General features: G+C 71.3%; 25 protein-coding genes. 8 read left to right on the forward strand and 17 right to left on the reverse strand.

Annotated elements, in window-relative coordinates; all coding sequences use genetic code 11:
* Positions 1 to 36: 36 nt before the first annotated feature.
* The gene (locus ACFU95_RS23220) at positions 37 to 936 is read left to right on the forward strand and encodes a class I SAM-dependent methyltransferase (RefSeq protein ID WP_383830743.1); all 900 of its coding nucleotides are present in this window, start codon (positions 37 to 39) and stop codon (positions 934 to 936) included.
* Positions 937 to 967: 31 nt separating this feature from the next.
* Here the strand turns inward: ACFU95_RS23220 and ACFU95_RS23225 are convergent, their stop codons facing one another.
* Entirely contained in the window at positions 968 to 1,387 is a 420-nt protein-coding gene (locus ACFU95_RS23225) for a tautomerase family protein (protein ID WP_383830746.1), read from the reverse strand.
* A gap of 123 nt (positions 1,388 to 1,510) precedes the next feature.
* Here ACFU95_RS23225 and ACFU95_RS23230 point away from each other — a divergent pair, with 123 nt between their 5' ends.
* Positions 1,511 to 2,407: a LysR family transcriptional regulator gene (locus tag ACFU95_RS23230; protein WP_383830749.1), complete on the forward strand. Its 897-nt coding sequence runs from the start codon at positions 1,511 to 1,513 to the stop codon at positions 2,405 to 2,407.
* 270 nt (positions 2,408 to 2,677) lie between these two features.
* Here ACFU95_RS23230 and fabG read toward each other — a convergent pair whose 3' ends face one another.
* The 12 genes from fabG to ACFU95_RS23290 form a co-directional block, all read right to left on the reverse strand.
* A complete protein-coding gene (gene fabG, locus ACFU95_RS23235) occupies positions 2,678 to 3,406 on the reverse strand; it encodes a 3-oxoacyl-ACP reductase FabG (protein ID WP_383830752.1) in 729 nt (242 codons plus the stop codon).
* A 1-nt stretch (position 3,407) separates the two neighbouring features.
* Positions 3,408 to 4,985, reverse strand: a complete 1,578-nt coding sequence (locus ACFU95_RS23240; protein WP_383830755.1) for an MFS transporter — start codon at positions 4,983 to 4,985, stop codon at positions 3,408 to 3,410.
* A complete protein-coding gene (locus ACFU95_RS23245; protein ID WP_383830758.1) occupies positions 4,982 to 5,935 on the reverse strand; it encodes an NAD-dependent epimerase/dehydratase family protein in 954 nt (317 codons plus the stop codon). Before ACFU95_RS23245 ends, ACFU95_RS23240 begins: the two co-directional genes overlap by 4 nt.
* Before the next feature lie 3 nt (positions 5,936 to 5,938).
* Complete coding sequence (locus tag ACFU95_RS23250) at positions 5,939 to 6,493, reverse strand: hypothetical protein (RefSeq protein ID WP_383830761.1); 555 nt, start codon at positions 6,491 to 6,493, stop codon at positions 5,939 to 5,941.
* A complete protein-coding gene (locus tag ACFU95_RS23255) occupies positions 6,490 to 8,181 on the reverse strand; it encodes an AMP-binding protein (RefSeq protein ID WP_383830764.1) in 1,692 nt (563 codons plus the stop codon). Before ACFU95_RS23255 ends, ACFU95_RS23250 begins: the two co-directional genes overlap by 4 nt.
* Positions 8,168 to 8,980, reverse strand: a complete 813-nt coding sequence (locus ACFU95_RS23260) for a hypothetical protein (RefSeq protein ID WP_383830825.1) — start codon at positions 8,978 to 8,980, stop codon at positions 8,168 to 8,170. Before ACFU95_RS23260 ends, ACFU95_RS23255 begins: the two co-directional genes overlap by 14 nt.
* 5 nt (positions 8,981 to 8,985) lie before the next feature.
* Positions 8,986 to 10,200 carry a beta-ketoacyl-[acyl-carrier-protein] synthase family protein gene (locus tag ACFU95_RS23265; RefSeq protein ID WP_383830767.1) on the reverse strand — a complete coding sequence of 405 codons (1,215 nt, stop codon included), beginning with the start codon at positions 10,198 to 10,200 and terminating at the stop codon, positions 8,986 to 8,988.
* Positions 10,190 to 10,453 carry an acyl carrier protein gene (locus ACFU95_RS23270; RefSeq protein ID WP_383830769.1) on the reverse strand — a complete coding sequence of 88 codons (264 nt, stop codon included), beginning with the start codon at positions 10,451 to 10,453 and terminating at the stop codon, positions 10,190 to 10,192. Before ACFU95_RS23270 ends, ACFU95_RS23265 begins: the two co-directional genes overlap by 11 nt.
* The gene (locus ACFU95_RS23275; protein WP_383830772.1) at positions 10,450 to 10,725 is read right to left on the reverse strand and encodes an acyl carrier protein; all 276 of its coding nucleotides are present in this window, start codon (positions 10,723 to 10,725) and stop codon (positions 10,450 to 10,452) included. Before ACFU95_RS23275 ends, ACFU95_RS23270 begins: the two co-directional genes overlap by 4 nt.
* A 98-nt stretch (positions 10,726 to 10,823) precedes the next feature.
* Positions 10,824 to 12,257, reverse strand: a complete 1,434-nt coding sequence (locus ACFU95_RS23280) for a class I adenylate-forming enzyme family protein (protein WP_383830775.1) — start codon at positions 12,255 to 12,257, stop codon at positions 10,824 to 10,826.
* A 6-nt stretch (positions 12,258 to 12,263) separates the two neighbouring features.
* Positions 12,264 to 13,442 carry a 3-dehydroquinate synthase II family protein gene (locus ACFU95_RS23285; RefSeq protein WP_383830777.1) on the reverse strand — a complete coding sequence of 393 codons (1,179 nt, stop codon included), beginning with the start codon at positions 13,440 to 13,442 and terminating at the stop codon, positions 12,264 to 12,266.
* Entirely contained in the window at positions 13,439 to 14,287 is an 849-nt protein-coding gene (locus ACFU95_RS23290; RefSeq protein WP_383830780.1) for a 2-amino-3,7-dideoxy-D-threo-hept-6-ulosonate synthase, read from the reverse strand. Before ACFU95_RS23290 ends, ACFU95_RS23285 begins: the two co-directional genes overlap by 4 nt.
* 394 nt (positions 14,288 to 14,681) lie before the next feature.
* Between ACFU95_RS23290 and ACFU95_RS23295 the strand changes: the two genes are divergently transcribed.
* Complete coding sequence (locus tag ACFU95_RS23295) at positions 14,682 to 16,034, forward strand: MFS transporter (protein ID WP_383830783.1); 1,353 nt, start codon at positions 14,682 to 14,684, stop codon at positions 16,032 to 16,034.
* A 203-nt stretch (positions 16,035 to 16,237) separates the two neighbouring features.
* Complete coding sequence (locus tag ACFU95_RS23300; RefSeq protein ID WP_383830785.1) at positions 16,238 to 16,717, forward strand: potassium channel family protein; 480 nt, start codon at positions 16,238 to 16,240, stop codon at positions 16,715 to 16,717.
* 83 nt (positions 16,718 to 16,800) lie between these two features.
* Here the strand turns inward: ACFU95_RS23300 and ACFU95_RS23305 are convergent, their stop codons facing one another.
* Positions 16,801 to 17,307, reverse strand: coding sequence for a TetR-like C-terminal domain-containing protein (locus ACFU95_RS23305; protein WP_383830788.1), 507 nt, complete (start codon positions 17,305 to 17,307; stop codon positions 16,801 to 16,803).
* 66 nt (positions 17,308 to 17,373) lie between these two features.
* Between ACFU95_RS23305 and ACFU95_RS23310 the strand changes: the two genes are divergently transcribed.
* Complete coding sequence (locus tag ACFU95_RS23310) at positions 17,374 to 18,153, forward strand: oxidoreductase (protein WP_383830791.1); 780 nt, start codon at positions 17,374 to 17,376, stop codon at positions 18,151 to 18,153.
* Between the two features lie 138 nt (positions 18,154 to 18,291).
* Here ACFU95_RS23310 and ACFU95_RS23315 read toward each other — a convergent pair whose 3' ends face one another.
* Positions 18,292 to 19,002: a GNAT family N-acetyltransferase gene (locus tag ACFU95_RS23315; protein WP_383830793.1), complete on the reverse strand. Its 711-nt coding sequence runs from the start codon at positions 19,000 to 19,002 to the stop codon at positions 18,292 to 18,294.
* Between the two features lie 115 nt (positions 19,003 to 19,117).
* The gene (locus ACFU95_RS23320; RefSeq protein WP_383830796.1) at positions 19,118 to 20,008 is read right to left on the reverse strand and encodes a LysR family transcriptional regulator; all 891 of its coding nucleotides are present in this window, start codon (positions 20,006 to 20,008) and stop codon (positions 19,118 to 19,120) included.
* 222 nt (positions 20,009 to 20,230) lie between these two features.
* Between ACFU95_RS23320 and ACFU95_RS23325 the strand changes: the two genes are divergently transcribed.
* From ACFU95_RS23325 to ACFU95_RS23335, 3 genes are read left to right on the forward strand one after another with little or no spacing between them, the layout of a single operon-like run.
* Positions 20,231 to 21,229 carry an alcohol dehydrogenase catalytic domain-containing protein gene (locus ACFU95_RS23325; protein ID WP_383830799.1) on the forward strand — a complete coding sequence of 333 codons (999 nt, stop codon included), beginning with the start codon at positions 20,231 to 20,233 and terminating at the stop codon, positions 21,227 to 21,229.
* Between the two features lie 22 nt (positions 21,230 to 21,251).
* The gene (locus tag ACFU95_RS23330) at positions 21,252 to 22,346 is read left to right on the forward strand and encodes a flavin monoamine oxidase family protein (protein ID WP_383830802.1); all 1,095 of its coding nucleotides are present in this window, start codon (positions 21,252 to 21,254) and stop codon (positions 22,344 to 22,346) included.
* Positions 22,334 to 22,864 carry a DinB family protein gene (locus tag ACFU95_RS23335; RefSeq protein ID WP_383830804.1) on the forward strand — a complete coding sequence of 177 codons (531 nt, stop codon included), beginning with the start codon at positions 22,334 to 22,336 and terminating at the stop codon, positions 22,862 to 22,864. The genes ACFU95_RS23330 and ACFU95_RS23335 overlap by 13 nt, the downstream gene beginning before the upstream one ends.
* Before the next feature lie 144 nt (positions 22,865 to 23,008).
* Here the strand turns inward: ACFU95_RS23335 and ACFU95_RS23340 are convergent, their stop codons facing one another.
* Positions 23,009 to 24,205 (reverse strand): multiprotein-bridging factor 1 family protein, encoded by a 1,197-nt coding sequence (locus ACFU95_RS23340; RefSeq protein ID WP_383830807.1) that lies wholly within the window; start codon positions 24,203 to 24,205, stop codon positions 23,009 to 23,011.
* Positions 24,206 to 24,507 lie beyond the last annotated feature (302 nt).

The raw sequence follows: 24,507 nt of genomic DNA on the forward strand, positions 1-24,507 counted from the left end.
GCCATCGAGACCAAGTACGCCCAGCGCGGCAAGACCGTGGAGATCACCGGCCTGAACGAACCCAGCGCCCACCTGCACGGCAAACTCAGTGTTCTGCCCAGGCCCTCGCAAGAGTCCTGCGTGGTTCTAATTCCGTTGCCGGAACACCCGCGTCTTCGATCGAATGCCTCCATGACTCATGACGGCCCGACAAACCATCTGGAGCAGAACCGACGCTTCTGGGATGACGAGGCGGCTGCGTGGCACGGGCCGCTCGCCCGTGATCACTGGTCGCGGGAGGAACCGTCCTGGGGACTGTGGGCGACCCCTGAGCCACAGGTCTCCGTGTTTCCCGACGACATCGCCGGTATGCGCACCATTGAGCTGGGCTGCGGTACCGCCTACGTTTCCGCCTGGCTGGCCAGAGCCGGGGCCCAGCCGGTCGGTATCGACCTCTCGGAGAAGCAACTCGCCACCGCGCGCGAGATGCAGGCGGAGTTCGGCATCGATTTCCCTCTCATCCTGGGAAACGCCGAAAAGGTCCCCTACGAGGACGACTCGTTCGACCTGGCGATCAGTGAGTACGGCGCCTCGTTGTGGTGCGACCCGTACCAGTGGATTCCGGAGGCGGCCCGGCTTCTCGTTCCGGGCGGGCAGTTGGTGTTCATGCGCTACTCACCGCTGTTCGCGCTGTGCGTATCGCCCGAAGGGGCTGCGTCCCCCAGCCTGTTCCGCGGGCAGTTCGGCCTGACTCGGATGGAGCGGGACAATAATGTGCAGTTCGTCCTGCCGCATGGTGAAATGCTCCGGCTACTGCGGTCCTGCGGCTTCGTCGTCGAAGACCTGATGGAGATTCAGGCACCCCGGCCCGCGAACCGGGACTACGCGGAGGTTTCCGCTGACTGGGCCCGGCAGTGGCCCAGCGAGGAGATCTGGAAGGCTCGGCTGGCCGGCTGAACGACTCCTCGATCGCCACCTCTTGGGGCGGCTATCGGGCAGCGGGGGCGGCAGCGGGAATTCCCAGGTCGCCCGCTATGTACTGGGCTCGGCCGAAGCCGAAGGACCAGTCGGCCGGGGTGTTCTCGACGTACCCGATGAATACGTCCTCCCCGGCCACCCCGGCCTGCGCCAAGTGGGCGGCGATGGCGGCGTAGAGCTGCTGCTTGACGTCGGTCGAGCGGCCGGTCTGCGTGAAGATCTGGATCATCACGATGTCGTCGCCGCGCTCGAAGCCCAGACCGGCGTCGAGCGCGATGACCCTGCTCGCCTCGTGCTCGGTGACGATCTGGAAGCGGTCGCGTTCGGGTACGGCCAGCACCTCGACGACAGCCGTGTGGACAGCGTCGGCGACGGCGCGGACCTGGGCGTCGTTGCGGCCCTTGACGAGATCGATACGGACCAGGGGCATGGCGGGACTCCTTGTGCGGGCCGGGGCTGCTGCGGATGTGCTCCCAGCGTGTCGCCGAGGCGGTGCATAGGTCAAAGACCTAGGTCTTCGCCCAGCTATAAGAATCCCGAATAGAGTGATGTCATGGAGGTGCGCACGCTTCAGTACTTCCTCGCCGTCGCCGAGGAACAGTCCTTCACCCGGGCCGCGGCCCGCTGTCACGTCGCCCAGCCCGCCATCAGCCAGCAGATCCGTTCGCTGGAGCGGGAACTGGGCGAGGCGCTGTTCGAGCGGGACTCCCGTACCGTCCGGCTGACCGCGGCGGGCGAGGCGCTGATGCCGCATGCCCGTACGGTGTCGGCGGCCGTCGCCGCCGCGAAGGCCGAGTTCGCCGCGCGCTCCGGCCTGCTCACCGGGACCCTGTCACTCGGAGCCGCCGACGGGGTGGAGAGCAGCAGCCTCCCGGCCCTGCTCGGCACGTTCCACCGGCTGTACCCCGGCGTCGCCGTGCATCTCGTCGAGGGGGCGAGCGCCGGTCTGGTACCCCAGGTGCGGCAGGGCTCCCTGGACGCTGTGTTCGTCGCCGTCCCACCCGGGGGACTCGACCCGGGATTCGGGCACCGGGTCCTCGTCCGCGACGAGATCGTGGCACTGGTGGCCTCGGACCAGCCGCAGGCGCGACAGGCGGCACTGTCCCTGAGTGAGGTCTCCGCCACCCCGCTGATCACTTACGGCCCGGACAGTGGCCTGTACCCCCGCCTGCGCGCGGCCTTCGAGGAGGCGGAGGTCCCGTTCCGGCCGACCTATGCCACCAACCACGTCGCGCTGCAGTCGGAGCTCGTCGCCGCCGGCGTCGGCATCGCCCTCGCAGCAGGCGCGGCCAGGGGAATCACCAGGGACCCGCGGGTCACCGTGGTGCCCGTGACGCCCCGGATCCCCTACGCCAAAGCGTTGGTCTGGCGCGCGGGCCCACACTCGTCGGCTCCGCTGCGAGCCCTGCTGGACCTGCCCCACCCGGCCGGGCCCTCGTCCTCCGAGTGAGGCACCCGCGGGACCCCTCCCCGGCCTCCTGCGGGAGCCTGGGGGACCTGCGAGAGAGCAAGGTGTCCTGGCCGTAGGGCAGTTGGGGGAGTGAGCCGGTATGAGTGGGTCCGAAGAGCCGTCGGGTGTCGCAGGCGCAGCAGAGCCTTCAGGCGGACCGGAGTCCACCCCGCCCGACTTCGCGTCGCCGCCCCAGCAGCCCGACGATCCGCCGTATCCTCCCGGAGCTCCCGGAGATCGAGCCCCTGAAGCCGGCCGTCTGAGCCCCGGTCAGTGGCCCAGTCCGGCGCCTCCGTCGACCGGGATCACGGCGCCGCGCACGTATCCGGCACCGGCCAGGAAGGCCACGGCGTCGGCGACTTCGTCAGGGTGGGCCAGGCGGCCGGCCGGTGTCCGGCCGAGCAGGTGCCGACGCTGTTCCTCGGTGAGCGCGCGGCTCATGTCCGTGTCGGTCAGGCCGGGGGCCACCACGTTGCAGGTGATGTCGCGGGCGCCGAGTTCGTGGGTCAGTGACCGGGCGAAGCCGATCAGTCCCGCCTTCGCGGCCGCGTAGTTGGTCTGCCCCGCCGCGCCGTGCAGTGCTGCCGTGGAGGAGATCAGCACGATACGGCCGTGACCCTGCACGAGCATCCCGCGCACCGCGCGCCGAACGACCCGGAAGGCCCCGGTGAGGTTGGTGTCGATGACGGAGGTGAAGTCCTCCTCGCTCATCCGCGCGAGCAGCCGGTCGTTGGCGCCGCCCGCGTTCGCGACCAGGACGGTGGCCGGACCGTGGGCGGCCTCGGCCTCTTCGAACGCCTGGTCCACCTGCTGACCGTCCGTCACGTCGCAGCGCAGGGCGAGGAGGTTCTCCTCGGCGGGTGGTCTCTCGCCCCGGTAGGTCACCGCGACCCGGTCTCCCGCCGTCGCGAAGCGGCGGGCGATCGCCAGCCCGATGCCCCGGTTCCCCCCGGTCACGAAGACCGATCGAGCCGTGGGCCGTTGCCTCGTACCCGCCACTTCAGTTCCCTTCCGTCCCGTTGCTCTTGTTTCCCTCGCTGTCGACGTCCCGTGCGCGCAGCCCCACCACGGTCACCACGAACCCCACGAAGGCCAGTACGGCGGTCCAGAACGTGGCCGCGTACATGGCATCCAGGAAGGCGCGGTCGGCCATGGCCGCCAGCTCCGGCAGGCGCAGCGAGGCGGCCAGCGAGCGGGCCGCCTCAGCCGAGGTGCGGGCCTGCTCGGCCGTGTCCGCCGACAGGCCCCGCGGACCGATGGGCAGGGCGGTGTCCGACATGCGGTCCCGGTAGACGGCGGAGAGGACCGACCCCGCCATCGCCACCCCGAGGACCCCGCCCACCTGCCGCGTGACGCTGTTGACGGCCGATCCGGCACCCGTGAGCTGCGGTGGCACCCCGCGCATCATCACGGCCGTGACCGGTGTGCCGACCAGCCCCATGCCGAAGCCCTGCACCCACAGCAGCGCGGCGACGACCGTGATCGGGGTCCCTCCGTCGAACCACAGATAGCCGGCGTACGTGGCCGCCGTGGCCAGGACACCGGCCGCGATCGTCCACCGGGGCGACAGCAGCCTGCTCAGCGCCGGGGACGCCTGGCTGCCCAGGACGATGCCGACCGCGGCGGCGAGCATCACGGTTCCGGCGTCGGCGGGGGAGAGCCCGCGGGGTCCCTGGAGGTAGAAGGCCGCGTAGAACAGGTGCCCGGCCAGCGCCATGAACGCGATCAGCAGCACCACGCTCCCGGCGGTGAACCCCGGCCGGCTGAAGAGCCGCAGGTCCAGACTGGGCGTCGGGGACCTGCGCTGACCGGCCACGAAGGCGCCCAGCAGCGCGCCGCCCACGACGAGGGGGAGCAGGACGGGCGCCCCGTACCAGGTCTGTCCGTTGCCGAGCTCGATGATCCCGTAGACCACACCGCCGAGGCCGAGCACCGACAGGGCGAGGCCGGGCAGGTCGAGCGTCCTGCGCCCGGAGCCCTTCAGACCGGGAACCACCGCCACCACCCCGGCCAGGCACAGGGCCACGATCGGCACGTTGGCCAGGAACACCGAACCCCACCAGAAGTGACTGAGCAGTGCCCCGCCCACCACCGGGCCGACGGCCACCCCCAGTCCGCTGGACGAGCTCCAGATCGCGATGGCCCGGGTGCGTTTCTCCTCCGGGGTGCTCTGCACGATGACCGACAGGGTCGCGGGCATCAGCAGCGCACTGCCCGCGCCCATGAAGGCGCGCGCCAGGATCAGCCGGCCCGCGTCCGGTGCGAACGCGCCGGCCGCGGAGGCGGCGCCGAACAGGGCCAGACCGGCGAGGAGGGTGGTCCGGGGGCCGAAGCGGTCCGCGAGCGCGCCGCCCGCGAAGAGAGTGCCGGCGAAGACCAGGGTGTAGGCGCTCGCCACCCACTCCAGTTCGGCGGGGGTCGCGCCCAGGCCCTCGGCCGGGGAGGCCAGCGTGGTGACCGCGACGTTCAGGATCGAGGTGTCCAGCCAGATCAGCATCTGGGCGCAGACGACGACCAGGAGGACCGGCCACGACCGGGACGGCGCCGCCCGGCCCTCGGTCGTGCTCAGGGTGCTCATCGCGTGCCATCTCCGGCAGGGGCGACGTGCGGGCCGTGGCCCAGCCCGTCCCGCCAACTCGGGTGCAGCGGCTTCCAGCCCAGTGCCGTACGGGCCCGGTCGTTGGCCGCTCCGCGGGCCGCGGTCAGCTGGTGGGCCATGAACCAGCCCAGCAGCCGGGGCGCGAGCGCCGCCGGGACCGTGCGTGGGGGCGGGGCGCCGAGCGTACCGGCGTAGTGCGGCAGCCACCGCGAGGCCCGGGCCGGCTCGTCGTCGCTCACGTGGAAGACGCCGGTGGCCGGCGACTCGACCGCCGCCACCGTGGCCCCCACGGCGTCCTCCACATGCACAAACGACGTGACTCCGGCCCCGCCCTCCGGCAGCGGGAGTTTCCCGGACAGCACCCGCTGCCCGGTTCCGCCGTCACGGGCGTACGCGGTCCCGGGGCCGTACAGCGTGCCGTACCGCAGTGCCACCCCTTCGAGGTCCCGGCCGTCGCCCAGCACCTGCCGCTCCAGCGCGGCGACGGCGCGTACGGTGGCGGCCCAGCCGGGGTCCGGGGCGTCGACGTACAGCGGCGCGTCCTCGTCGAGCACCGGTGGGCCGTCCGGCACGGCGGCGAAGGCGATGGACTGGGCGACCAGCCGTCGCGCACCGGCCGCGCGGGCCGCCTCGACCAGGTTGGCGGTGCCCTCCGTGCGCAGCCGCGCCGTCCGCGCGAAGGCTCCGGGAGGGTCGTCGCGCAGCAGGCGCAGCGCCGAGAGCTGGTGTACGACCACCTCGGGCCGGGCGTCCCGCACCGCCGACAGCAGAGTCTCCCGGTCGAGGGCGTCGGCGACCACGATCCGGTCCGCGTCAGGAGCCCGCGACGCGTCCCGTACCAGGGCGCTCACTTCATGGCCGCGCACCCGCAGCGCGCCCACCAGCGGATGTCCGACGACTCCGGTGGCCCCGGCGACGAGTACCCGCACGGCTCAGCCCTCCACGGCCGGTGCGAGGGGGGTGGCGACCCGCATCAGCAGACGGCACGCCTTGTCGCCGTCCCGCAGACAGCTCTCGGCCCGGTTCTCCGTCAGCGTCACGCCGAGCCCCTCCGACCAGCCCGCGTGGACGTCGGTGCACGGGCACCGGTAGCCGTCCAGCGCACCGGCCATCCGCACCATGGTGATCGCGAAGCTCCGCTTCAGGGTGAGCACGATCAGGTCGTCCGCCGCCACCTCGGTGGAGGCGTTGCGCAACTCCGGCGGGAACATCCGGTCACCGCAGTCGTCGTAGCGCAGGCGCAGTTCCTCCAGGTCCTTGCGGCTGTCACCGGTGTCGGGCAGCGGACCGGCGAGGCGGCCGACGCGCTGTCCGACCTGGAGGGCGACCTTGCGCAACGCCTCGGCGTTGATCTCGTTCGCGACCTGCTGCCCGAACCGCGCGGCCACCCCCTGGTACCAGTTGGCGTCGTGCTGCCACCACAGCCGGTACGCCTCCACCGTCTGCGCGCGGTGGTTGACCTTGCCGGCGTCCGTGTCCGTGCTCATGCGTGCCGCTCCTTGGTGGCGAACCTGTCGCGCATCACTCGTTTGAGAACCTTGCCGGTGGCGCCCTTGGCCACGTCGCCGGGCTCCATCCGCAGGGCCCGGTGCACCGGGGGGAAGCCGGCCGCGGCCAGCACCGAGTTGACGCGCCGGGTCCACGCCTCGTCGTCGAGGTCCCCGCCGTCCCCGCCGCGCCCGCTGTCCTCGCCGTTCTCGTCGGCGAGTTGGAGCAACGCGTAGGCGTCGGCCTCCCCGTCGCCGTCCCAGTCCGCCCGTACGCCGTCCGGGGCGACCCCGACGACCGTGCAGTCGGCCAGCCCGGGCAGCTCGGCCAGCAGCAGTTCCTCGGTGCGGGTGCTGAAGACGATGCCGTCCCGGGTGCGGATGGCGTCCGGCGCCCGGTCGAGGTGGTAGAAGTTGCCGTCCTCGTCCCGGTGGGCGAGGTCCCCGGTGAGCCAGTAGCCGCCGAGCCGCATGCGGTGCCAGGTCAGCGAGTCGTTCCAGTAACCGGGTGTGAGCGTCGGGGACTTCAGGCCCAGGCGGCCGATCCGTCCCGGCGGCAGCGGGGTGCCGTCCTCGGCGAGTACGGCGGCCTCGGCGAAGCTGATCGGCTTGCCGATGCGGCGTGAGTAGGCGTCGGTGTCCTTGGTGTGCCGGTTGTGGAACACGGAGTAGCCGGCCTCCGACGAGCCGAGTCCGTCCACGAAGACCGAGCCGTCCACCCGTACGCGGCGCAGGTCCCGGTCGATCGTCCGGTGACTGCCGTGCCGCACGAGGGCGCGGATGTGCGCCTCGTGCGCGGCGTCCCCGGTGTTGAACCACACCTGCACGCTGGACAGGTCACGCTTCGTCAGGTCCTCGGCGGCCATCTCACCGAAGGTCCCCGCGAAGGCCAGCACGGTGGTCGGCCGGAACTCCTCGACGGCGTCGAGCACGTCGCTGCCGCGCTGGCTGGACAGGAGCTTGATGTCGGTGCGCAGCAGCAGACAGTAGAGCAACGTCGCCACCATGGCGTTGTGCGCGCCGGGCAGCCCCACCAGGGTGCGTTCCATGTCGGTCCCGGTGGAGTAGCGCAGCCGGTGCAACTGGGCGTACATCAGGGTCCGGTGGGTGTGTGGCACGCCCTTGGGCACACCGGTGGTGCCGGAGGAGTGCGAGATGAGCACGGGGTCGCTCGGGTCGTGCCGGTAGGGGTACGACGGCGGCAGCGACGCGCGGTGCTCGGGCCGGATGTCCTCGGCGGTGACGCGGAAGCCGAGGCCGCGGTCCCTGAGCACCTCCCGGTGGGCGTCGTCCGTGAACGCGCCGACCGCGCCCTGGCGTTGTATGTACGCCCCTGCCGTGTCCGGGGCCAGATTGCCGTTGACGAACGACGGGATCGCGCCGAGGGACGTCAGGGCCAGGAAGTTCACCGCGAACCCGGTGCTGGAGTGGCAGTGGAGGGCGACCGGGTCGCGGGGCCGCACGCCGTGCGCGGCGTACCAGCCCGCGTAGGTCTCGACCGCCTCGTACAGCTCGCCGAGCGTCAGCACCTCGGGGCGGCTTCCGTCGGGTGCCCGCCAGGTGGCGTCCGTCCGCAGCACGGGCTCGTCGAGCGGACGGCCATAAGCCTTGAGGCGCTCCAGGATGTTGCCGGCGCCGAGTTCGGTGTCGGAGCAGATCAGCGCCCGCTCCTGCCTACTGATGAGCATGGGTACTCGTCTCGTTCCTTGCTTCGGTTTCGGCGGTGAGGACGAATGCGGCGGGGCCGGGCAGGAGCCGACCGCCGCCGTCCCGCAGCAGCTCTCGGTGGGCGGTGGCCAGGTCGAACAGGCCCTGGACACTGCCGGGTCGCTCGCCGGCCGGGGTGCCGGACCAGGGGCCGGACGGATCGGCGGACCTGACCGTCACGGGTACGCCGGCACCGGGACGGCCGAGCAGTACGGCGGCCGCCAGGCCGGCGGACGCGGGGAGGTCCTGAACCGGGCCGTCGCCGTCGGCGGTCAGTTCCCGGTACAGGGCGGCCAGCCGTTCGCCGCCGCCCAGCTCCACGCCCAGCACCAGGACACGGTCCAGCTCCGGGTCCTCCAGCAGGAGATCAGCCATGGCGAGCAGCTCGGTCACCGGGTCGTCGAGGGTGGAGACGCTGAACATCTGCCCGGTGATCCCGAACTCCCGGCTGGTGTGGCCCAGTACGGAGTTGGGCGTGGCCTGCATGAAGAGCAGCGGGTTGTGCACCTTGCCGGAGACCATGCGCCGACTGGCCAGGTCGGCGGTGGTGGTGTCGCCCAGGAGCGCGGCCAGTGCCACGGCGGTGCGTGAGCCGTCACCGGGCCGCTCGGTCAGGCACTGTCTGCTCACCTCGTACGCCAGCGGGCTGAACGCGGACTCCACGAAGCCGGGCAGCCTGGGCAGCGGGATGTCCTCGTCCCGCCCGGTGCCGTGGGTGGCGGTGGCGGTGGCGAGGATGCCGAGGGGGGAGCGCGGCACGGTCTTCTCGCTCGTCGTCATCGTCGTCACGGCCGCTCCAGGACGAGTGCGGTGTTGGCGCCCCCGAAGGCGGCGTTGACGGTGAGGGCCCGGCGCAGATCGGCCGGGCGCGGCCGGTTCGGCACGTAGTCGAGGTCGCACTCCGGGTCCGGCGCGGTGAACCCGGCGGTCGGCGGCAGGACGCCGTCCGTCAGGGCCAGCAGCGTGATCACGAACTCCACGACGCCCGCCGCCTCCAGGAGGTGGCCGGTGGTGCTCTTGGTGGAGCTGACCGGAATCGACTCGGCCCGGTCGGGGAACGCGGCGCGCAGCCCGCGGGTCTCGGCTCCGTCGTTGTACTTGGTGCCGGTGCCATGGGCGTTGACGTAGTCGAGGGCCGCCCCTTCGGGATCGCCGGCCAGCCGCAACGCCTGCCGCGCCGCGCGAGCCAGCCCGGCGCCCTCGGGGTGCGGCTGGGCGATGTGGTGGGCGTCCGTGGCCGCGCCCCAGCCCGTCACGGACGCCAGCGGCCGGGCGCCCCGGCGCCGGGTGTGCTCGGCGGACTCCAGCACGACGACCGCCACACCGTCGCCCAGCAGCAGCCCGCTGCGGTCCGCGCTGAACGCACGCACCGTGCCGTCCCGGGACAGTGCCCGCCCCGAGTCGAACTTGCCGAAGGTCTCCTCCTCCACCAGGTAGCCCCCGGCACAGACCGCCACGTCGGTCCGCCCGGAGGAGATCAGCCGGCAGGCGTGGATGATCGCGGCGGCGGAGGCGACACAGGCGTTGGTGAAGGCCAGCCGGGGGCCGGTCAACCGCAGGCGCGCGGCGAGCAGTTCGGCCAGCCGGGCGGGTACGGCATCGGCGGCCCGCCCGTCGGCCGCGCCCGCGACCGTCCCCGCGACTTCGCCGGCCCCCGTGCCGGCGCCGCCCTCGGCGGCGTCGCGCCAGTAGCGCGTGACGCTCGTGTGGTCGCCCGCGACGCCGAGCAGGACCGCGGCCCGAGTGCCGGGGCCCAGGCCCGCCATGTCGAGGGCCTCCGTGCCGCACCGGTCGAGCGCGTGGCGCAGCGCCCAGTCCTCGACCGCGTCGGGGCCGTCGGGCGCGGCGGCCGCCATCGGGGTGCGGTACGGGCCGGTGTCGAACCTCGTGGTGGGCGCGAACGCGGGGAGTCCCGCGAAGACCCCGCGCCGCAGGACGTCGGCGCCGGCGCCGAACGCGCTGCGTACCCCGAACCCGGTCACCGTGACCTCACCGCTCATCGCGTCCACCTCCCTCGGCGGCACGCAGGTAGTCGGTGAGCCGCCGCAGTGAGGTGAGCCCGGCGATGTCCTCGTCGCTGGGCTCCACGACCAGGCCGTGCCGTTCCTCGAGCACGTGCAGCAGCCATACCAACCCCAGGGAGTCCAGGACCAGTTCGGCGTCCTCGCCGAGGTCGTCGGGCAGTCCCGGGAAGATCTTCCGGTCGGACAGCAGGTCCCGGACCAGGTCGGTGGTGAAGGTTCCCGTGCTCATGCCTTCGCACCGCGACGGACCACCTCGGTGACGAGTCCGCCGAGGGTGAGGGAGGCCAGGGGCTCGATGTCGGTGTCCGGTATCTCCACGCCGAACCGCGACTCCAGTCGCAGGGCCAGCTCGATCAGGCTCAGCGAGTCGACTTCCAGCCCGCCGACGGTCACCGGGCTCTCGTCCGTGATGCCGTCGCGGCTCAGCAGGACGTTCATCTCGTCGATGACCGCGGTCAGGACGAACTCGCGGATCTCGTCTTCCAGGGGCGGCGTACTCATGATCGCTATCTCCAGTGAACGAAGTCGGTGGGGGCCGAGCGCGTCGAGCGCCCAGAAGGCACGAGGCGGTGACATCCGCGGCTGCGCCGCGTGGGGGCTCACCCGGCCGCGCGCAGTGCCGCCGCCTGGCGCAGCAGCTTCCCGTTGGACGTGCGGGGCAGGGACTCCAGCACCCGGATCACCCGCGGCAGCTTGTAGTCGGCCAGGCGCGCCCGGCACCAGCGCAGCAGTTCCTCCGCGGTCGGCTGCGCGACCCCGACGGCCGTCGTGACGTACGCCTCGGTCACGTCCTCGTGGACCAGGACCGCCTGCTCGACCGCCGGATGCTCGCGGAGTACGTTCTCGACCTCCAGGAGGTCCACCTTCAGGCCGCCGATCACGACGAGGCAGTCGGCGCGGCCGTGCACCAGAACCGTCCCGGAGCCGTCCACCGTGGCCCGGTCCCGGGTGTGCAGCCAGCCGTCCGCGTACTGGGTGCCGCCGGAGTCGAAGAGGTACGGCGACTCGTCGAGGGCGACGTCGAGTTCGCCCCGGTGTTCCCGTACCACCACCCCCGGTGCGGTCGGGCCGACCGATGGCCGCAGCGTGCCGCCGGCGTCCATGGCGACCACTCCGGTCTCGGTGGTCCCGTAGGCCTCGCCGACCGCGAGCCCGTAGCGTTCGGCGAACCGCGCCGCGACCTGTGGGGGCATCAGCTCGCCGCCCGACACCGCGACGCGCAGCTCGGGCAGCGCGGGGGCGTCGATGGCGGCGCCGAGCAGTTCGTAGTGCATCGGCACCCCGAACAGGGCGGTGATCCTGTGTTCCACGGCGGTCCGCAGGATGTCGCGGGCGGAGATCCGGGGCGCGAAGACCACGGAGACACCGGCGGTCAGCGAGTGCAGCAGTCCGGCGATCAGACCGAAGCTGTGGGCCGTGGAGCTGAGCAGCAGCAGCCGGTCGCCCGTGCCCGGCATGCCGGGCACGCGGGTGAACCGGTCCACCTCGGAGGCGAGCGACCGGGCGGTCCTGCCGATCACTTTCGGCCTCCCGGTGGAGCCCGAGCTGAACTGGACGAGCCGGTGGTCGGTGCCGGCCGCCCGGCCGCCGGCCTGGCGTTCGGTGACGACCTCGTACTCGGCCCGGAAGCCGAACGTGGCCTGGACGTTGGTGCCCGCGCTGACCATGAACTGCGGTCGGCAGGTCGTGCGGAGCGCGGCGACCTCGGCCGGTTTGAGCCGGAAGTCGAAGAGCAGCACCTGGGCGCCCAGCCGCCACAGCGCGAGCAGTACTTCGACCTGGGTGAAGCTGGGCGGGGTGCGCAGGCCGACGGTGCTGCCCGTACCGATGCCGTATCCGGCGAAGACGGCGGCCTGTCTGGCCACCCTGTCCCGTAACTCGCCCCGGGTGACCGTGTCTTGACGATGCGTCAGGAAGGGCAGCTCATCGCCCTGCGCGTCGAGGAGGCTCCGTACGAGGGATCTCATCCCGTCGTCGCGGCCGCCCGTCGCCGGGTCTGCCGCGAGGTCCGCCGTGAGCTCGAGTTCGCTCATGCGGCCTCAGACCTCCTTGCAGAACTCGCCGATGGGCAGGCCCACATGGCGCTTGTCCGTGGCCAGGTAGCCGAGCAGCTCGTCACCCGTCTGGAGTTCGGTGACGTTGAGGACCTTGCCGCCGGGGCCGAGCACCCGTACATGCCAGTCGTCCTGCACGGTCAGGCTGACCAGCTGTCCGTCCTCGGCATGCGTGCGGATCTCCAGCAGCGGCCGGGACTCCAGCTTGGCGCGGCCGACGACCACCCGCCGGGTGCGCCCGTCGGCGCCGACCGCCAGCAGGGGAGTGCCGGAGCCGACCTCGCTGAGGTAGTTGGTGCGGTTGTCGGGGCCGAGCGTGTACGAGTGCAGGGCACCGGCGTTGACCCGGAACGGCCTGGTCGGCATGTACGGCAGCGGATGGGTCTCGGAGCAGCACAGCACGAACCCGGAGGAGTAGGAGCCGACGAGGATGCCCTCGTCCTCCTCGAAGTGCGAGCAGGTGTCCACGCAGACCCGGTCGCCGAGCCCGACGTGCCGGATGCTCTCCACGGTCAGCGTGGACAACTCCAGCTGGGGTGTGGTGGCCTGGAGCAGCCGCGCCAGGGCGAACACGTCGTCGGCGCCGCGGGGCGTGAACAGGATGCCGTCCGAGCCGCGCTCCAGCACGTCGAAGACGATCGCCGCCTCCTCAAGGCCGTCGACGACGGTCACCAGCTTGCCCTCGGCCGACTCGGCCGCGGCGAGCACGATCTCCAGCGGGATCTTGGTCGGGTCGGCGAAGTGGATGACGGTGTACGGCAGTGCCATGGCGCCCGTGCAGGACAGCTGGAGGGTGCGGTCGTCCCGTACGTCGACGAAGCCGGCGACGGGGGTGGAGGCGGCGCCGGCGCGGTGGTCCGCGGCGAGGGCGTCCAGCTCGTCCCGGGTGGTGAACTTCCGCAGCAGGACGTCGTATCCGGTGCCGGGCCTGGTCTCCTTCGAGGACTCCTTGGCCGCCTTGTCCCGTGTGTCCTTGTCGGTGGCGGTCTTCCTCGCGGCGGGGTGCTGGGGCATCAGCACCCGGGTGACCGTCGGCGGCAGGGTGGCGAGCAGCTCCGCGTCGGCGGAGACCACGCCTGCCATCCGGGCGTGCACGGCCGCGTCCACGACCGCCTGGATCTGCTGTCGGGGGACTTCACGGAGATCGATCCATGCGAACCTCATGCGACACCTGCCACGATCGTCGAGTAGTCGGTGGGGGAACCCGTGCGGGAACTCGTGCTCATGCCGGTGGCGCCGCTGGTGTCAGGGGCCCGCCCGTGCACGACGGAGGCCAGCCGGGACACCAGCGCACCGGGGGACGGAGCCGAGAAGATCCGGCGGCCGACGGCCAGCCCCCGGCAGCCGGCGGCCATCACCGCGGTGCCGTACTCGACGAGATCGGAACCGTCCGGCGGACCGCCGGCCGCGAGGATCGGGATGGGGCTGCCCGCCACCACCTCCGCCATCCGCTCCCACGGCAGTGCGACGGAGGTCTTCACCATGTCCGCGCCCAGGTCCGCGGCCACATTGGCCAGATGGGCGAGCAGGGCCGGGTCGCGCGGGTCCTCGATGCGGGGGCCGCGCGGGTAGACCATCGCGATCAGCGGCATGCCCCAGGCGTCGCAGGAACGGGCCACCGCCCCCAGATCGGCGAGCTGCTGGGCCTCGGTGTCCGAGCCGATGTTGACGTGGACACTCACCGCGTCCGCACCGAGCCGCAGTGCCTCCTCGACATCGGCGACCAGCACCTTGGCGTGGACGTCGCCGGAGTGGCCGGTACTGGCGCTCAGGTGCACCACCAGTGCGCAGCTCCTGAGGATGTCCGGCGCGAAGGCGCGGGCCCGTCCCTTGTGGACGATGATCCCGTCGGCCCCGCCGTCCACCAGTGCGCGCAACAGGTCGTCCCACTGGTCGGCCGGGACGATCGGGCCGTCCGAAACGCTGTGGTCGAGCGGCACGAGGAGATGTCGGCCGTCTCCGGCCAGCGAAAGTCGTCTCAAGCGAAATAACTTGCCGGTTTTCAGCATGGGTAATACGCCTTTCCCGGTCCGTAGGTCCTTCCAATGTCTGAAAATCGATGGTCATAGAACTTTCAAGTTCTCCTGGAGGTCAGCATTCCGCGCGTGATCAGGCGTTGGCAAGACGTGACCACGATCAAATATTCTTGCGAAGTTCGGCATGAATATTGACAGCGAGTTGACAGGGGGCAGGGGGTTGACGCCTCAAAGGGGGGCGGTTCAGGGGCACTTCTCACTATTGGGTCGGTCTGTCCGAACTCATAACCGCATCGGGCATTTCATCATTGGTAACGCGTGTAAATAGGCGAATCCTTTGTCCGATTTCTCGAACGACGCTGTTTCCTTGTCGAATTCAATTTCCGGGCCTAGGGTGCCTTCCACTCCCCGTCGGAATGGATTCCCCATGCCCGAATTACCGTCCCCTGCCGCGCCCGTGATCGTCTCGTCCCCGCGCTCGACGCCCGGTCCCGGCCCGACCAAGGCGCCGCGGGTCGCCGCGGCGAGCCTGGTCGGTACGACGATCGAGTACTACGACTTCGCTGTGTACGGCACCGCCAGCGCGCTCGTCCTCGGACCCGCCTTCTTTCCCTCCGGCAACGCGACCGTCTCCTCCCTGGCCGCGTTCCTCACGTTCGCCGCGGCCTTCGTGGCCCGCCCCCTCGGCGTCGCCCTGTTCGGGACGATCGGCGACCGCCTCGGCCGCCGCCGGGCCCTGGTCGCCTCCCTCCTGCTGATGGGCGTGGCGACGGTCGGCGTAGGACTGCTCCCCACCTACGAGACCGCCGGACTCCTCGCTCCCGTACTGCTCGTGACGCTCCGTCTGCTACAGGGCGTGAGCATGGGCGGAGAGTGGGGCGGTGCGGTACTGCTCGCCGCGGAGCACGCGCCGCCCGGACGCCGCGCACTGTACGCGTCCATCCCGAACATCGGCCCCTCCCTCGGCTTCCTGTTGTCCAGCGCGGTCATCCTGCCCACGTTGGACATCGCCGGCCGGGACGGCTTCACCGACTGGGCCTGGCGGATCCCGTTCCTGCTCAGCGCCGTGCTCGTCGTGGTCGGTCTGTGGGTGCGTACGACAGTCTCCGAGTCACCGCATTTCACGCCGCAGACCAGGGCGCGGGCACAGGAGCCCGCGTCGACGTCCCGTTTCCCGCTCGGCACGCTCCTGGCCCGGTACCCCGGCCGGCTGCTGCTCGGCATCGGCGCCGCGCTCGGCGGCTCGGCCGTCTACTACCTGACGATCGTCTACAGCCTCTCGTACGGGCCGAAGGAACTCGGTATCCCGCAGAACACGATGCTGACCGCCGCGAGCGTCGGCGCGGCGGCCGGAATGGCCGTCACCCTCCCGGCCGCCAGGCTGGCCGACCGGATCGGCCGGCGACCGGTGATGCTGGCCGGAGCCGTCGGCTGCGTGGTCTGGGCCGTACCCATGTACGCCTCGCTGAGTTCCCGCGACCCCTGGGTCATCACCGGCGCCTACACGGTCGGACTCATGCTGCTCGCCCTGATGTTCTCCCCGGTGGCGGCCTTCCTCCCGGAACTCTTCCCCGCCCGACTGCGCTACACGGGAGCCTCCGCGGCCTTCATCCTCGCGAACACCCTCGGCGGCGGCTTCGCCCCTCTGATCGCCACCTGGTTGAACAGCCAGTGGGAGTCACCGCTCGTCCTCGGCTTCTACACCGGCGGACTCTGCCTGCTGAGCCTGCTGTGCCTGCTGGCTCTGCCGGAGACCCGTGATCACGAGTTCGACGCGTGACCGTACCGTCCTGAGTGGGTCAGCCGTCGGTCACGCCAGGCGGCGAACAGCGGGCTACGGGACAGCTCTTGGCACCGCCCCCGAAGCTGACCGGACCTCAACTGCTGTTCCGTTCGACCGGGGGCCGCTGTTCGGGTCGGGGTTGCTGCCCGCGCGGCGCGTTCCCGCGGGGCCGGGCCGGGGAGTGGAGCAGGATGCGGCGTATGATTCCCGGTTTCCTGGCCCGGGCGGTCGAGCTGCTGCTGGGCCGTCAGGGGCGTTCGCTGCATTTCAAGGCGGCCGGAGCCGCGACGGTCGTCCTCGCGGTCGTGATCCTGGTGGGTTCGAGTCTCGTCGTGGCCGCCGAGCGCGGCGCGCCGGGTGCACGCCTGACCACGTATCCGCGGGCTCTGTGGTGGTCGTTGGAGACCGCGACGACGGTCGGGTACGGCGACTTCTATCCGGTGACACTGTGGGGGCGACTGATCGCGGCGGTGGTGATGGTCGTCGGAATCACCGCTTACGGGATGGTCACCGCGGCCCTGGCCACTTGGTTCGTGGGCCGGGACGACGAACGCCGGCGCCACCGCGTGCGCCATGCGGAGCAAGCGGTGGAGCAGACGTACGCAGAGATGGCACATGCGGTGCACGAGCGTTTCGATCGCATCGAGCGCATTCTGGAGGGCGGTGGCAGGACGCCGTGACGGCACACGCGAGGCGGTGATCGAAGCCGGAGTGCCCGGTGTGCCGAAGTGCCCGGTGTCATGGGCGCCCGGATCGTCCGTTGTCAGGGCCGGCGAGTGCCGGTTGCCAGGATCTGCAGGAGTGGCTTGGTCCGGGTGGTCATCTCGGCGGGTGTGACCGGGCATCCGCGTTGCAGCCAGTCGGTGGCCACGCCGATGAGGGCGCCGGCCACGAATGCCGCGGGCACGTCGTGCGGAATGCCGGCCGGGTCCATGGCGTCGGGCGGTGGGGCGTCGTCCGGGGCGCATCCGTAGGAGTGGGCGGCCGCGGTGGTGCGCAGGCGTACGTGTTCGATGACGCGGGCGCTTCCCGTCGGTCCCAGAAGACTGCGGTAGAGACCGGCGTGCTCGGCGAAGTGGGCGAAGAACGCCGTCAGCGTGGGGTCGGGGTCCTCGGGTGGACCCGACGGTTTCGGCGCGGCGGGGTCGAGAGCGACGACGACCCCGATGAGGTCGTCGATCATCGAGGTGCAGGCGGCCTCGGCCAGTTCGTGCACGTCCCGGTAGTGGGCGTAGAACGTCGAGCGGTTCACCTCGGCCCGGTCGACCACGTCGGCGACGCTGATCTGGGAAAGGTCCTGCTCCTCGACGAGGCCGATCAGGGCGTGCTGTGTGCCATGAACCTCGACCTCACCGACAAGACAGCCGTCGTCACCGGCGCCAGCAGGGGCATCGGACTTGCCACCGTGCGGACCCTGATCGGCGAAGGCGTCCGTGTCGTCGGTGCCGCCCGCACCATCACGCCCGAACTGAAGGAAACCGGCGCGCACGCGGTGTCGGCCGACCTGAGCACCGCGGAAGGAGTCTCCGTCCTTTTCGACAGCGCCCTCGCCGAGTTGGGCGGCATAGACCTGCTGGTGAACAACGTGGGAGGCGGAGACAGGGCAACCGTCGGCTTCCTCGATGTCGATGACACCGAGTGGAACAGCCTGTTCGACATCAACGTGCTCAGCACGGTCCGTGCAACGCGTGCGGCCCTGCCCAGCCTGATCGAGCGGCGGGGAGCGATCGTCAACATCTCGTCCATTCTCGCCCTGATGCCCGGGGGTTTCCCGGTCGCCATGAGCTCGGCCAAGGCGGCGCTCACCGCGCTCGGCAAGTCCCTGGCCGAGGAGTTCGGACCCCGGGGCGTACGCGTGAACACCATTTCCCCCGGCTTGGTCAGCACCTCCGTCTACCAGGACCCCAACGGCCAGGTCGCCCAGTGGGCCGCCGCTTCCGGCATGACACTTGCCGAGTTCACCCAGCGGATGGTGACGGACCAGAACGTCTCGACCGGCCGTATGGCCGCAGCCGAGGAAGTGGCGGCGCTGATCGCGTTCCTCCTCTCCGACGTGGCAGGCAACATCACCGGCGTCAACTACGTCATCGACGGCGGCACGGTCAAGACGGTCTGAACCGGAAGTGCGTCGACGCCCGCGTCGGCACACGGACCGTCCCGATGAGGAGACCGGGCCCACTCGGGCCCGGACCGAGCACGGGATGGCCGGGCCGACCGGGGTCCTGTACGCCTCCTGCGGAGTACGGAACCCGTCTTACGGAGTACGGAACCCGCGAAAGGTCACGCGCCTGCGGCTCTCGAAGCCGAGCCGTTCGTACAGGGCGATCGCCGCGGTGTTCGTCTCGGCCACATGCAGGAAGGGGCGCTCGTCCCGGGCCAGGACGCGTGATGCGACGGCGCTCACCAGGCGGGCGGCGTGGCCCTGCCCGCGTGCCTCGGGGGCCGTGCATACGGCGCTGATCTCGGTCCAGCCCGGGGGCCGGAGCCTTTCGCCCGCCATGGCCACCAGCCGGCCGTCGGCGCGAATGCCGAGGTAGGTGCCGAGTTCGTGCGTTCGCGGCCCGAACGGCCCCGGCCGGGTCCGGGCGACGAGGTCGAGCATCTCGGGCACGTCCGCCGAACCCAGTTCGACCACGCCGTCGGTACCGGCCGGACCGGATCGCTCACCGCTCCAGATCATCTGCCGACCTTCGAGGACGAAGACCGGCTCCCAGTCCGGGGGCGGGACCGCCGCGCAGCTGAACAGGTCGGCGAACGCGCCTCGGCCGAGCAGCCGGGCGAGATCGTCCCAGTGCGCCGAGTCCTCCGACTGCGCCGCGTCCGCAGCGGGGAACACCGTCGAGAAGGTCGCGACGTCCGGCAAGTACGTGACGGCCCGGCCGAGTTGACGGGCGAGACCCGCGTGGTGCCCGCGCAGCGACTCGCCCACCGGGTCGTCGAGAACGGAGACGTCCACGCTCGTCATGGTGCTGTGCCTTTCTCGGACTGTCCCGTGAACCCGGACATGCATGGGCTTCGACGGGAATTCCTGCGAATGAATCCACTTGGGAGGCGCCAGGGTAGTGGAGGCATAACCTCTGTCAATCACCGGTGTCTTCGCCGGAAAGCCGGGTGAGGGCCGTGACGAAGTCCTCCAGGTCGGCTGCGAGAGCGCTGCCGTTGTCCCAGACGGCCTCGTAGGCGATCTCCACGGGAGTCCCGGCCCGCACGAGGGGACGGGAGCTGCCGTGGTCTTGAGTGATCTTGGACTGGGGCAGCAGCGCGGCGCCCACACCCATTCGCGCCCACTCGTCCAGCACACGGTAGTTGGAGGCCTCGCCGGGGTAGGTGCGCAGCGCCAGATCGTGGCTGCGGAACAGTTCGGTGGTGAAGGTGGTCAGTCCGCAGCTGTCCGGTACGAGGATGTAGGCGGCGTCGGCCGCGGCCTGCAGCTCGACCGGCCCCCCGGCACGGGATCCCGCCGGGTCGATCACGACGACCGGTTCGCGGGCGATGACGCGATGCCGGAAGGTGGGCATGGCCTGCACGGCCGGCACGAGGAGGACGTCCAGGAGCCCTGCCTCGAGGTCCTCGCGGAGGTGTGTGAGATCCGCCTCGCGCAGGACCAGCCCGAGCGGCCGGTCCAGGCTCCGGGCCGCGTCGAAGGCCCGGGCGACGAGGTCGGCTCCGATCAGCGGGGACACGCCCATGCGGATCGTGTCGGGAGCAGGCTGGGCCAGCCTGCGGGCCTCGGCGACGAGGGAGTCCAGGGCGTCCAGGGCCTGGTCGATCATGGGCAGGATCCGGGTGCCGTCCGCGGTCGGCCGCACCCCGCGTGGCGAGCGTTCGAACAGCGTCACGCCGAGCTCCTGCTCCAGCCGCGCGATGCCGTTGGACAGGGCGGGCTGAGTGACGCCGTAGGCCCTGGCGGCCGCGCTGAACGACTTCGTCGTGGAGACGGCGCGGGCGTAGCGCAGCCCTTCGATGTTCATGCTGCTTCCCCTCGTGGGCTATAGCTGCTCGTTATACCCCCATTCACCATGATCCTCTACCGGGCTGGTCCGGGACGCCCTACGGTGCAGAACGGAGTCACGCGCGACGCATTCCGTGGACATGCGCAGGCTTTTCCATTTCAAGGATTCCACGTATCTCACGTATTTCGAGGAGGGATTTTCTTGTCCCAAGACGCCAACCCTGTTCACAGGGCCGCACAGGTGGCGAAGCCCGGAGCTGCCGTAGAGGTCGTCCCGGTGCGGGAGAGGGCACCCGGGACCGGCGAGGTGCGGATCGACGTGCAGGCGACCGGCATCTGCGGCGCCGACATCGGTACGGTCCGCAACCCCGCTCCGGCGACCGGTTTCCCGGTCACCCCGGGCCACGAGGTCGCCGGTGTGATCGCCGAGCTGGGCCCTCAGGTACAGGGATGGGAGGTGGGGGAGCGGGTGACCGTCGGCTGGTTCGGCGGCAGCTGCGGGCACTGCTCCGCCTGTCGGGCCGGCGATGTCGTGCACTGCCCGGAGCGGAGGATCCCGGGCATGTCGTATGCGGGCGGCTGGTCGAGCACGATCACGGTTCCCGCCGCCACTCCCTCCCGCATCCCCGAGGGCCTGTCCGCGGCGGAGGCCGCGCCGTTCGGGTGCGCCGGCGTCACCACCTTCAACGCCCTGCGGCACTCCGGCGCCGGGCCGGGCGACCTGGTCGCCGTTCTGGGGATCGGCGGCCTGGGGCATCTGGCGGTGCGGTTCGCCGCGGCCATGGGATTCGAGACAGTGGCGATCGGCCGAGGCGAGCAGAAGCGGAAGCTCGCCGGGGAACTGGGCGCGCGGCACTACATCGACACCGAGCGGCAGGAACCCGGAGCGGCGCTGCGGAAGTTGGGCGGGGCGCGGCTGATCCTGTCCACGGCCTCCAGCAGCGAGCCGCTCGCGGAACTGGTGGACGGGCTCGCCCCGCACGGGCGGCTCACCGTCGTCGGCTTCGACGGTTCACCCCCTCAACTCCCCCTGGCCAAGCTGGTGATGGGGGCGCGCAGCGTCACCGGGCATCTGACCGGCAGCCCCGCCGACACCGAACAGGCCATGCGTTTCGCGGTCGCCACCGGCGTCCGCCCCCACGTACAGACCGTTCCGCTGGAGCAGGCGCGGCAGGCGCTCGCCACCCAGCAGGAGGGCAAGGCCCGCTTCCGGATGGTCCTCACCACCGGCGGCGCGTAACCGCCGCCGAAGGGGAGAGAACATGGATCAGGATCACGGCCATGACAGCCATGACAGCCACGACGTCGTCGTGGTCGGTGCCGGGATCGCCGGACTGGCCGCGACCGCCGCGCTGGTCGCCGCCGGGCGCGACACCGTGTGCCTGGAGGCCCGCGAGCGCGTCGGCGGGCGCCTGCTCAGCACGGCCGCCCCGCCCGGAGCCCTCGATCTGGGGGCCACCTGGTTCTGGGACGGGGAGCGGCGCGTCGCGGATCTCGCCGCGAGGCTCGGCGTCGCCACCTTCGAGCAGCATCTCGAGGGGGACACACTCGTCCAGGACACCACCGGCGTACGACGGCTGCAGGGCAACCTCATCGACGCCCCCGCCCGCCGCTTCGCACCGGGCGCAGACACCCTCGCCCGCGCCCTCGCGGCCGAACTGCCCACCGACGTCGTACGACTGAACAGTCCCGTCGGCGCGATTCACCCCCGCGTCACCGGCGGCCTCGAAATCCGTACGCCGAGCTCGTTGCTGCACGCCGAGCAGGCCGTGGTGGCCGTACCCCCCGCGTTGGCCCTCGCGTGCATCGACTTCGGCCCGGAGCTGTCGCCGGAGCTGGTCCGCCTTGCCCGGACGACCCCGGTGTGGATGGGGGCGGTCGCCAAGGTCGTAGCCCGCTATCCCGCCGCCTTCTGGCGGGCGGCGGGGCTCGCCGGCGCGGCGGTCAGCAGAACGGGCCCGCTGCAGGAGCTGCACGACATGTCGGGTCCCGGCGGGCGGCCCGCCGCACTGTTCGGCTTCGCGGCGGCGCGGGCCGTCGGACCCGGCTTCGAGCAGGCGGTGACCGCCCAGCTGGCCCAGCTCTTCGGCCCGGCCGCCGCCGAGCCCGAGACGCTCCACATCCAGGACTGGAGCGGCGAGCGGTGGACCGCGCCGCCCGCCGTCCACCACCTGGCCGACCACTCCCTGTTCGGCCACGCCCTCTACCAACGGCCCGCGCTCGACGGCAGGCTGCACTGGGCCTCGACCGAGACGGCCGCCCAGTACTCCGGGCACATCGAAGGCGCCCTCGCCGCCGCAGAGCGAGCGGTCACGGCGCCCCTGACCACAGACGAGGCGAACCCATGCTCCAGGTAGACGCGCTGCTGCGCGAATACGACCGTGCCCGTGCCTACACCGACGACCTGTGGAAGGACCTCACCCCGGACGAGGTGACCTGGCGCCCGCACGAGGACTCCAGCGCCATCGGCTGGCACCTGGGCCACCAGGCCCACGTCGCCCACTTCATGATCCGCAACCTCACCGCGGCCGAGCCCAGCCCGGACCCGGAGCTGGACGCCCTGATGGACTCGGCGAACCCGGAGAAGTTCCGTGGCACCCTGCCCACGGTCAAACGGCTCATCGAGTTCCGTGAGACCGTCGCGGAGCGCGTGCATGCCCGGATCGGGGACATCGCCGCCGGCCGGGTAGGCGCCCCTGCTCAACTCACCGTCGTTGCCGCCCACTTGCTCACCGTGCTCATCAACCACGAGTACCAGCACGACCAGTGGATCGGTGAGGTCCGCGCGGGCGACCTCGGCCACGCGCTCCCGTCCGATCCCGTCAGCGAGCACCTACGCCGAATCGACGGCTATCTCGTCGTGGACGTCCTGTAGCTGGAGGGGGGACCTGTCTGTGACCAGCACCGCCGCGGACAGCAGTTGCTCCTCGCGGCCCGGAACGGCGCCTGCCTCATCTGTCACCGCAACAGACCTACGCCGATACCCACCTGAGCAGGTCCTGTAGACCTGTCCGTACTGTCAGCCGATCGCGAGGGCGGCCGATGCGTCGATGAGGGCGAGCTGGCCCGGGCCGGCTCTCCGGGTCCGGGCCTGTTCCACGAAACGGCTCAGCTCCGCGCGGACGGTGGCCGAGTCGATGCGTTTGATCACGGGCAGCGTGGCCTCGACGATCTGACAGGCGTCGTCGAGGCGGCCCATACCGGCCAGGGCCGTCGCCTGCCGAACCGCGAAGCGGGCCTGGGAGTTGCTGTCCGCCGGGACGGCCGGCCGGTGCCGGAGCTCGGCGGCGAAAAGGTCGGCGGCCGGCTCGAAGCGACGGAGGCCGAGCATGCAGGACGCCTCGATGAGCCGAGGGTTGCCGTTCTCGATGCGCGGGCCCCAGTGAGGGGGCGGCCGGTCGCCGATGACCTCGGCGGCGTGGCTCCTGAACCGCTCCAGTGCCTCCCGGCAGGCCCCCGCATCGCCACGGCGAGCATGCCCCTGAGCCGCGCGCCGCGCGGCGTGCGCACGGATCACCGGGTTGGCCGCCGGGTGCCCGGCCGCCTGGTCAGCGAATCCGATCGCCGCATCGGTGTCACCGCGGTGCTGGGCGATGAACGCCTTGCGGACCAGGGCATACGCGGCCACCGTTTCGTCCCCGCCGTGTGCGCCCCAGCGGACCGCGAGATTCGTCCAGCGCAACGCCTCCGCGGGATTTCCCGCCTCTTGAGCCATCCACCCCGTGTATTCGGCGAACCTCGAGGCCAGCAGCCAGATCTCGGCACGCTGCTCGCCAACGGCGTGCGGACCGGCGTCCGTCAGGATCCGCGTGATCGACTTCATCGAAGCGGTGACGAACCTCGGTCCGACGGATCTGCCGATGTCCTTCAGCTCCCGCAGGACCCGCTCGTAACCGGCGACCACGGGGCCGGCCTCGACGACATCCTCGGCCCGGGCGCCGCGGCGGCCCGCCCCGGCCAGCTCGAGGAGTTCCCCGCCGGTGCCGAAGGCCGCGTCGCATGCCGACGCCACAGCGGGCGTCGGGTTGCGCACCCCGCTCTCCAGATTGCAGATCTGCCCTTCGGACACGTTCGCACGCCGGGCGAACTCGCGTACGCTCCAGCCCCGACGTGCCCGGAGCGTGGCCAGGACGACGCCGAAGTCGCCCGGCGGCAGACGAGTGCTGGGCGGTCTTCCTGCCGCAACCGTCTCTGCCGCGCTGTCCCCCGGGTCCATGCCAGCCAGCGTACGGAGCGTTGCGGCCGCTATTCAATCCCCGCCGAATAGCCATCAAGCGTTGTACTCCACCCCTATGGTGAGCATGATCCCTGATGTCAAGGCTCACCAGACAGGGGGCAATTGTGCCGCGCATCTTCCTCAGTTTTCGCAAACGGGACTCCCGGTGGATGCGAGACCGCGTTTACCGCGCGCTGTCCGACCGCTTAGCCTCGATCTTTCGTGACGGTCCGCCGACGGAGTCGGTGGGCCGTTTCGCTTTCTGTGGCTGGTGGTGGGCAGGCTGAGGAGCCGTGTGTCGT

This window comes from Streptomyces sp. NPDC057623, from assembly GCF_042800355.1.
GTDB lineage: Bacteria > Actinomycetota > Actinomycetes > Streptomycetales > Streptomycetaceae > Streptomyces.